Genomic DNA, 8,986 nt, shown 5'->3' with positions numbered 1-8,986 from the left:
GATGCGGTCGGTGGCTTCGCGGCGGCATGATCCGATCCGGCGTTCGGCGATGGCGTTCATCCGGGGCACTTGGGGCAGTGTCGGAAGGATCCGCACGCCGATCGTTTGGAAGACGGCGTCGGAGCTGTCGGTGACGTAGGCGCCGCGGTCCCGGATGAGGAACCTGATCGACTCGGCATGGTCGCCCAGTTCCATGAGGTGGTTCCGTGCTTGCTGGGTAGCCCATGGGCCGGTGGGGTGTCGGGTGATGCCGGCGATGTGTATACGGCGGGTGCCGTGCTCGATGAAGAGCAGAACGAACCAGCGCCGCAGGAATACCGTGTCGATATGGAACAGGTCTGTGGCCACGATCGCAGTGGCTTGGGCTTTGAGGAAGACAGACCAGGAGTGGTCCGTGCGCTGCGGTGACGGGTCGATCCCGGCCTCCTTGAGGATCGACCAGACAGTAGAGGCGGCGATGCTGCGTCCCAGGCCGAGGAGCTCGCCGTGGATGCGGCGGTATCCCCATCCCGGGTTCTCCCGGGCCAGACGTGTGACCAGTTGCCGCAGCGCCTCTGGTTTCGGTGGTCGGCCTGGTCGACGGGACGGGTAGGTCCACTTCCGGGCGATGAGCCGTGCGTGCCAGCGCAGGACCGGTCGCGGAGTGACCAGCAGGGCCACCTGGGTACGCCGCTGTTTGCTGACGATCCGGAGCAGTGCTGCCATGACGGCCCTGTCACTCCAGGAGAAGCGGGGCGGCGGCTGGGATCGCCGCGCGATGGCGAGTTGATGCCGGAGCATCAGGATCTGTGCGTCTTACGCTGCACTCGAGCGGGCGGGCAGGGCAAGCCATCGGGAGGTCTGGCAGGCGAGTAGATAGTTCAGCCGTATCACCACGACCAGCAGCATGCTGCCTCAGAACTGCTCGCGGTCTGCTGAGCTTTGACAGATCGAACCAGCAGGTCAGCTCGGGTGACACAATTTCCGGCACCCACAGGGCAGGTCTCTGACCTGCGGAAACGTCGCAGCGGGCGTGCGGATTGAGGACTTTGGGCCAACGGACTGAATCCGCTGCTCGCGAGTTCGACGCCGTGGCTATCAGGGTTGGTTGGCGCCGCTCTGACCTGGGCGGACGTCTCAGTTCGCTGCCGGGGCAAGCCGCCACAGGTGGGCTGTGCGAGCGGGTGGACGCCGAATTCGGGACGCTGGTGGGACGCAGGTAATCGGAAGTGGCTGCCTGGGGACCTGCGCCGACGCTGCTCTGGCTGTGTGCGGCGGGGTCGGGGCGGTGTGTGACAGTCGGCCACGCTGTGCAATGTCTCGATCGATGGTTTGCTGCGTGGCCCGAGCTGGACACCGGGGAAACGGCCCGTACTGGAAACGGCCCAGTCCGCTGGCAGGGGGCTGTCGACCTTCGAAGAAGGCGATCGACGGCGCTCGGAGGGGCTCGGAAAGACAAGGTAGGAAGGCCCGTCCAGCACCCAGACCCGCCCGGCCCGCACCGCCGGCAGGTCGGCCCAGCCCGGCAGCCGGGTGAGCAGGTGTGCCTCGCGCAGGGTGCGCTCGCGCGGGAAGCCGCACGGCAGGACCAGGACCAGGACCAGGACCAGGACCACGTCTGGGCGTGCGGCCCGCACCGCGTCCCAGACCATCGGCTTGGTGTGCTCACCCGGGGCGGCGAGCAGCGGCTCGCCTGAAGGGTGTCTTTATTGCCGTACGGTGGTTGACCTGGGGCTTTGTGCTCGCCCAAGTGTGGGCATGGTCAGCGATTGTGGGTCTGCGACTGCTCTACTTGATCTTCTGCCGACTGCTGGGCTGTCTTCTATTGCTGGGCCGGTCGGCCGCCGCGAACAACGCCGAGATTCTTGCCCTTCGTCATGAGGTCGCCGTGCTGCGTCGGCAGATCAAGCGGCCAAAGCTCTCATGGGCTGATCGTGCCGTGCTCTCCGCTCTCGCGCGGCACCTGCCATCCGCCTTGCGTCGCCATCGGCTGGCCACTCCGGGCACCCTGCTGAACTGGCACCGTCGTCTGGTGCGCTGGAAGTGGCGCCAGACAGCGGTCGGACCCGGTCGGCCACCGTTGCCGGAAGAGACGGTCGCGCTCATCCAGCGCCTGGCGACAGAGAACCCGACCTGGGGATACGTCAGAATCCAGGGTGAACTCCGACGGCTTGGCCATAGGGTTGCCGCCGCCACGATCCGGCGCGTCCCGCGCCGCTCCGGTCTGCTGCCCGCACCGCAACGAGCAAGCCAGCCAGCCTTGGCGCGCGTTCCTCCGCGCCCAGGCCCACACGCTGCTCGCCTGCGACTTCATGCACGTGGAGACCGTCTTCCTCAAGCGTCTCTATATCTTCTTCGTCATGGAGATCGCCACCCGGCGCGTCCATGTCATGGGTGTCACCGCACGCCCTACCGGCGTATGGGTCACCCAACTCGCCCGCAATCTGCTCATGGATCTCGAGGAGAGGGCTGGGTGCTTCCGGTTTCTGATCCGTGATCGGGACAGCGAGTTCACTGCCGCGTTCGACGCTGTCTTCGCCGGCAATGGCACAGCCGTCATCCCGACGCCTCCGCAGAGCCCACGGTCCAATGCGTTCGCCGAACGATGGATACGCACAGCCCGTGCCGAATGCACCGACCGGCTCCTCATCACCGGCGAATGACACCTGCGTACGGTCCTCAACCAGTACCTCGAGCACTACAACACGGGACGGGCCCACCGAAGCCTTGGCCTACGAGCTCCCGACGACGACCCGAACATCATCCCCCTGCCCGCCACCACAGTCAGGCGCCGCCAGGTACTCGGCGGACTGCTCAACGAGTACCACACCCTGACACCCCGACCGCCTCAACATCCACAGGAAAGGCCCAGCTCAGCAGCCTGATCGGAATATTGACACCCTTCAGGCACTCAGGCGCTGCTCCCCGGGTCGGCCGGCTCCTGTCGGGCTCGAAAAGTCATCGTTGCTGGTCAAGCGGCATGGCGGTACTCACGGCGGGCGAGGAGGCGATGCTACTTCCGGACCCCTGGTGACCGGTGCGGCCTCGACGAAGGCTTTGAGGCCTTTCGCGTCGGTGAAGCCGGATCAACCGTCACTGATCTCGGCGAGTATCCGGGCGCCGGTGAGTGGGCCGACACCCGGAAATTCTGCGCACCTGGGTCCTCGGCAGTCTCGTCAACGGCGTTGGTACGAGAGGAACGTCATCCGTACCAGGTGATGTTGCAAATGTAGATGCAGTGGTGGCGTGGTACTGAGAGGAAGCTGATGAAGCCGCGTCCGCCGAGAATGTCGAATTCTCGGAGTCCGCCTTCTCGGTCGAAGGGTCGACCTACCTTTGCCGCGTCGACTCCAAGCGCGGCGAGTTCGGTCGCCAGCCGCTCGACCTCTGCCACGACGCCTGGCGCAAGTCCGTCGGCGACGTGCTCCTCGCTCGGGTTGTACTCCCAGGTCCAGTCGGTCACAGCCCGGCCTCGGCCTCCGCGGCCTTGCGGATCTCCTGAATTTCATGGATGGCTGTCGTCGGGTCCTGTTCGGCCATATCGACAATCTGCTCAAGTTCACGGAGGCGGGCGGCGCGTTCCGGGTGCCGCTCGATGGCGACGAACACGGCCCATGAGTGGACGAAAGCCCGCAGGGGCGCGAGGCTCTGCGTCTGCTGGGCGTTTGTGGTCGCCTCGAACAAGTGCTGAGTGAGCGCAGGGATCCTGCTGGGCGCGATCCGAGCGACAGCTGCGCGCAGCGCGTCAGGGGTGAGGTCAGGCATGGGGACAAGGGGTCCGTACGGGCCGTCTGGCTGCGCGCTCACGATGACCTCCGGTGCGTGGTTTGCACGTCGCACCATACCGTGGAGGCACGGGCAGCCGTGGGAGACCTTTGTCCGCTCCGCAAGTGTTCGCATGGCCTATCCGGGGCTATCAGGGCGTAGCTGATTGCGGCGTGCTCCGCAGCGCGCAAGAGCGCGGTACGGATCCGAACTGAGTGCTACGGTGCGGTACGGATGGTTGCTGAGAGTGGTCACAGGGCTGGGGGTCAAGAGGTCGCAGGTTGAAATCCTGTCGTCCCGACCAGCGTTTTCGCAGGTCGGAGGCCGTTTCTGCGGGTAGCGGAGGCGGCCTTAGCCGTTTCTGGGCTGGGAGCAAGTGGGAGCCCTCTGGGAGCCCTCGTGCTCCCAACTCGCAGACGTGTCAACGGCGTCCGATTCGTCCGTCACCCGATCCGGTAGACCTACGGCGCCGTACCACGCCCTCTCGCGCCGTCGTCAACCACAGACTCCTGACGTCACCCGATCGATCCGGGTGCTCTCTGCGTCGAGAGGCATAAGGCCCCCTTGTCGGTTCTCGAGCACCTTTCGCGGTGGGAGCACGGTGTCGTGCTCCCCATGCGACAGGGGTGGGGGAGACTGTTGATGATCCTTGTGGGCAGGTTTCCGCAGGCAGTCCGTTCGTGGGGCTTTCGGTCGCGGTGGACGGTCTGCGTCAAGGGGCGGTAAGGCCCCTTGTCGTCCGCCGGTAGATGGGGCACTCCCAGGGTGTGAGTGCTGTATCCGGTTCTGGAGCGCCGTAGCGAGACAGCCTTGAGGGGCCTTGTCGGGATAAATAGTGTGCCAAGCGGGTGGAAGTGAGCTGATTTCATCTTGCCGCTGACGTGGCCAGATGCAGGGTGAGGATCGCTTTGACGAGGTCGGTGATCCGGTTGGTGCTGCACCGGATCTTCCGGAGCACGCGCCAGGTCTTCAAGGTGGCCATGGCCTGCTCTCCGACGCATCGGATCTTGGCGTGGGTGGTGTTGTAGCGCCGCTGCCACCGCTTGAGCTTTCGGCCGCGGACCGGGACCCGGACGTGCCGCCCCGCGCCTTGGTAGGCGCGGTCTGCGTAGCAGGTGGTGCCGGTGGTGGCGAGGGCATCGATGATGCCGTGGATGCGGGCGGCGGTCAGGTCGTGTGTCGCCCCGGGCAGAGCGGTCGAGCCCCACAGCAAACGGCCGTGCGGGTCGGGTGAGGACCTGGATGTTCATGCCGTGCCGTCTGGCTTTTCCGGAGTAGTACGGGCGGTCGGCTGCGATGCGGTCGATCGGGAGCAGAGTGCCGTCGAGGATGACCAGTGCCTTGCGCCGGACGATGTCCGTCACCTGGCGAAGGGAGGGCGCGAAGCTGGCCAGGACATCGATCGCCGCGCGGATGTAGCGACATGAGGTTGAAAGGCTCATTCGGCGTACTTCCATCAGGGTGATAGTTCCGGGCGCTTCTCTGTCGGTCCCGGCCGCAACGCACTTGTTGGCCACCGCAGTTGTACGCAACCCCCGCCCGTCCACGAACAGAAGGTCGTCGTCGACAAGGAACGTCAGCCAGTCGGGAGGCGACCAGTGGGCGGCTGCAGTGGTCGAGAGCTGGGAGCGTCTCATCCTTGAGGCCTGCCTCGGCGTCGATGGCAGACCAGGGCGCGGGTTGCGCCGTTGCGCACGCTCGACTCGGCATGGATCCTCATACACGTTGCGCCGCTCTCGCGCACAGGCCGATCCGCTGCGCGTGGGAACGGTGATGCGTACGATCGGTCGGAGGTGAGCGTCACGTTGGCGCGTACGAGGGAGGTCTCTCGTGTCGGATTCTTTGTCCTCGCTCGCCCTGACCGGAGCAAGCACGATCGTGACGGCCATGGCGACCACCGCGTGGGAGTCTGCGCGCGATCGTGTCGTGGCGGTCTTCCGTCGACACAGTGGGGGTGCCGGGGCTCAGGAGGATCCGGAACGGAGCCAGGACTACCTCGAGTTGGAGGCGAGCGCCGCCCAACTGCGCGACGCGGTCGACCCGGAGGGAGCCCGTCAGGAGTTGCAGCGAAGGTGGCAGCGGCTGTTGGAGAGCCTGCTGCGCGCCAGCCCTGATGCCGTCGATGGGCTGCGTGCCCTGAGCGAGGAAGTCGGCCGACAGCTCCGGGATGCTCAACCCCACTGGAACCAGAGCGTGGTGGCCAGGGACGGCGGTTCGGCGTATGGAGCTCTGGGGCCGGGTGCCAGCGTGCACGTACACCACCACGGCGTGCCGAACCCGCCTGCGGCGGGTCGCTGTGCAGAGCGAGAAGAGTCGGACTCGTGAACCAGTCCGTACATGCCGAGAACGGTTTCGCCTACGGGGTCGTCGGCGCGGACATCCATGTATTCGGGGACGGTGTCCCCGTGTATCTCCTTCAGCGTTGGCAGCCCATCGTGACTCCGGAGGACGCGTTCTTGCGGGAAGTGCCCAGCCGCATGCTCAACGCCCGCTTCCGAGTGGTGGAGTTCACCGGGCGTGCCGCCGAACTGTCCTCGCTGCAGGCGTGGCGGGACGAGGAGGGCGCGCTCGCCGTGCGATGGCTCCATGGGCCGGGAGGGCAGGGCAAGACCCGGCTGGCCGAGCGCTTCGCGCAGGCGTCCGTGCGGGACGGCTGGCAGGTCGTGACGGCGACCCACGGCCCGGGCAGCGTGTTGCCCCCGCCCGGCAGCCAGGATCTCGCCGACGCAGGAGAGGCGGGCGTGCTGCTGATCGTCGACTACGCCGACCGATGGCCCCTGTCGCACCTGCTGTGGCTCTTCAGCAACGCCCTGTTGCACAGCGACCGGGGGCGCAGCGCCAGGGTGTTGCTGCTGGCCCGGGGTGGCGATCTGTGGCCTGGAGTGCGTGCCGCCCTGGTCAACCAGGGTGCGCGCACATCGGCCCAGCGCCTGGCTCCGCTGTCCGACGACGAGGGCGCCTCCGGCTCCCCGCGCGCCCAGATGTTCACCGTGGCCCGAGACAGCTTCGCCGCCCGCTACGGTGCCGCCACAGCCGGGATCACCGCTCCGGCCCAGCTCGGCGAGGCCGAGTTCGGCCTGACGCTGGCCGTGCACATGGCCGCTCTCGTCGCCGTCGACGCGGCCGTCCAGGGCGTACGGCCACCCGATGACCTCGCCGGTCTGTCCACGTACCTCCTGGACCGTGAACACCTGCACTGGGCACGTCTGCACGGGGATCCCGACCACGTGATCTCCCCGCTTGCAACCGCCTTCCGCACCCCTCCCCACGTCATGAACCGCACGGTCTTCACCGCGGCGCTCACCGGAGCGGTGACCCCCGATGTGGGCCGTGCGGCCATCGATCCGCTCACCGTCCACGTCCCGGCCGGGCAGCTGCTCACCGACCACGCCGTGTGCTACCCCGCCGCGGAACCCGACCGCGGGACTGTCCTGGAACCCTTGTACCCGGACCGGCTCTGCGAGGACTTCCTCGCCCTGACCCTCGCCGGACATCAGGCCGACTACCCGGGACAGCAGTGGGCCGGCGAGACCGTCAACGCACTGCTCCGCGAGGCCGACGTCGTCGGCAGCCCCATCGAGGGGGACTGGATGGCCCGTGCGGTGGTCTTCCTGGCCGCCGCAGCAGTGCGCTGGCCCCACGTGGGCTCCCTCCACCTCTTCCCGCTGCTCGCCGGTGTTCCGCAACTCGCCGTGATCGGAGGCAGCGCCACACTGGCCGCTCTGGCGGAACTCGAAGACATCGACGCGGACCTTCTCGAAGCCATCGCCATGTTCTTCCCGTCGCACCAACAGCCGACCCCCGACCTGGACCCCGGTATCGCCGCGGTGAGCACCCGGCTACTCCCGCACCGGCTGGCGCGTGCCCGCAACCTCAACGATCGGGCCGTGACCCGGCACGAGCACGGGGTGCGGCTGACACACGCCGGCCGGTTCGAGGAAGCCCTGGCCGAGGCGGCGACCAGCGTCAGCGAGCTGAGGGAAGCGGCCATGAGCATGCGTCGCACCCCTCAACGCCGGATTGTCGAGGCCAATCTCGCCATGGGGCTGAACACCTACGCCAAGCGGCTGGACATCACCGGCCGACGAGCAGAGGCGCGAGCCGCGACTGAGGAAGCGGTGGCGCTGAAGCGCGAACTGGCTGGCGAGGACCGCATGTTCATACCGGACTTGGCCAGTGGTCTGCAGGGTCACGGGCGGGATCTGTTTCAGGCCGGACACGCGGCGGACGCGGCGGTGGTGCTGGAGGAATGCGTGGGACTCTACCGGGACCTCGTGGTCTCCGACGCCCACGCTCATGACTCAAACTTCGCGGCGTCGCTGGCAGCGCTCGGCATGTGCTACCAGCACACCGGGCGTCCACGAGAGTCGCTCGCGCTGGCCCGCGAGGGCGTAGCGGTGCGTCGTCGGCTCGCGGCCAAGAACCCGTCCGGCAACGCGCAGCAGCTCGCAGTCGAGTTGCAGCAGCTCGCACGATCCCTCGAAGCCGTCGGGAGCCCGGACGCGGTGCCCTCCGCGCAGGAGGCCGTCGACCTGTACCGGGACCTCGCCCGGGCCAACCCCGCGGCCTACGAACGTTCATTGGCGGACGGGTTGATCGGACTCGCCGGGCGCCTGGTCATGCAGCAACGCCCGGAAGAGAGCCTGACGGCGGTTCACGAGGGCGTGGCGATCCTTCGCCGCGTCACCGCACGACAGCCGGGCGTCGAGTTGTACACGTTGGGCGAGGCGTTGAGCATGAAGGTCGCCACCTTGCTCGGTCTGGCCATAGCGTCGAACAACGAAGACAGACCTGAAGAAGCGGCGGAGAGGCACGCGGAGGCGGTCGCCGCCACCCATGAAAACGTCGAGCTCTACGGGAAGTTGACGAACACCGACCCGGCAGCCTTCGCCTACCACATCTCCGCCCTGTTCCTCGCCGTCTACGTCCGGGCCATGGACAGCGACCTCCTCGAAGAGGCCGTCGAGCTCTTCGACCGGTCCACGGACCTCATGCGGCGCGGACACGCACCACTGGACAGAGGGATGACGTACCACGACGTCGGCACCTCTCTTGCGGAGCAACTGTCCGCGGAAGACCGACCCGGTGAGGCCGCTCGAATCCGGCGCCTCCTCCTGCACCAGCCCTAGAACCTGCTGTCGGCATTGGGCCCCAGCGTCTGGTGTGGCGCATCGGCGCTTAGAGGGCGTGGAAGTGGCCGACGTGAAGGGTGTCTTTATTGCCGTATGGTGGTTGACCTGGG

Annotated in this window: 5 protein-coding genes and 2 pseudogenes; 3 read left to right on the top strand and 4 right to left on the bottom strand. The window is 67.2% G+C overall.

All coding sequences use genetic code 11. The features are described from left to right. Positions 1–705 (bottom strand): integrase (locus ABTY62_RS46870; protein WP_352135521.1); only part of this gene is annotated, 705 nt, incomplete at its 3' end. A 1,045-nt stretch (positions 706–1,750) separates the two neighbouring features. On the opposite strand from ABTY62_RS46870, the pseudogene ABTY62_RS46865 reads away from it, so the two are divergent. Continuing rightward, positions 1,751–2,864, top strand: a pseudogene (locus tag ABTY62_RS46865) (integrase core domain-containing protein). 317 nt (positions 2,865–3,181) lie between these two features. Here the strand turns inward: ABTY62_RS46865 and ABTY62_RS46860 are convergent. The 3 genes and pseudogenes from ABTY62_RS46860 to ABTY62_RS46850 form a co-directional block, all read right to left on the bottom strand. Then, entirely contained in the window at positions 3,182–3,442 is a 261-nt protein-coding gene (locus ABTY62_RS46860) for a hypothetical protein (RefSeq protein WP_089513382.1), read from the bottom strand. Further along, entirely contained in the window at positions 3,439–3,744 is a 306-nt protein-coding gene (locus ABTY62_RS46855; protein WP_502997662.1) for a hypothetical protein, read from the bottom strand. Before ABTY62_RS46855 ends, ABTY62_RS46860 begins: the two co-directional genes overlap by 4 nt. Positions 3,745–4,609: 865 nt before the next feature. After that, a pseudogene (locus ABTY62_RS46850) lies at positions 4,610–5,177 on the bottom strand (transposase family protein); the annotation flags it as partial. Positions 5,178–5,631: 454 nt separating this feature from the next. On the opposite strand from ABTY62_RS46850, the gene ABTY62_RS46845 reads away from it, so the two are divergent. Next, on the top strand, positions 5,632–6,069 hold the full coding sequence (locus ABTY62_RS46845) for a hypothetical protein (RefSeq protein WP_352135519.1): 438 nt from the start codon (positions 5,632–5,634) through the stop codon (positions 6,067–6,069). After that, positions 6,066–8,873, top strand: a complete 2,808-nt coding sequence (locus ABTY62_RS46840; RefSeq protein ID WP_352135518.1) for a hypothetical protein — start codon at positions 6,066–6,068, stop codon at positions 8,871–8,873. The genes ABTY62_RS46845 and ABTY62_RS46840 overlap by 4 nt, the downstream gene beginning before the upstream one ends. Positions 8,874–8,986 lie beyond the last annotated feature (113 nt).

The sequence above is a fragment of the Streptomyces sp. NPDC097640 genome, from assembly GCF_040302705.1.
Taxonomy (GTDB): Bacteria; Actinomycetota; Actinomycetes; order Streptomycetales; family Streptomycetaceae; genus Streptomyces.
The sequence above is the reverse complement of the archived record's forward strand: the minus strand, read 5'-3'. Positions and strand labels throughout refer to the sequence as shown.

What these genes read in the sequence shown, in the direction of transcription:
- ABTY62_RS46845 (WP_352135519.1), top strand. Translation starts at nt 5,632, where the DNA reads ATGGCGACCACCGCGTGGGAGTCTGCGCGCGATCGTGTCGTGGCGGTC.
- ABTY62_RS46855 (WP_502997662.1), bottom strand. Translation starts at nt 3,744, where the DNA reads ATGCCTGACCTCACCCCTGACGCGCTGCGCGCAGCTGTCGCTCGGATC.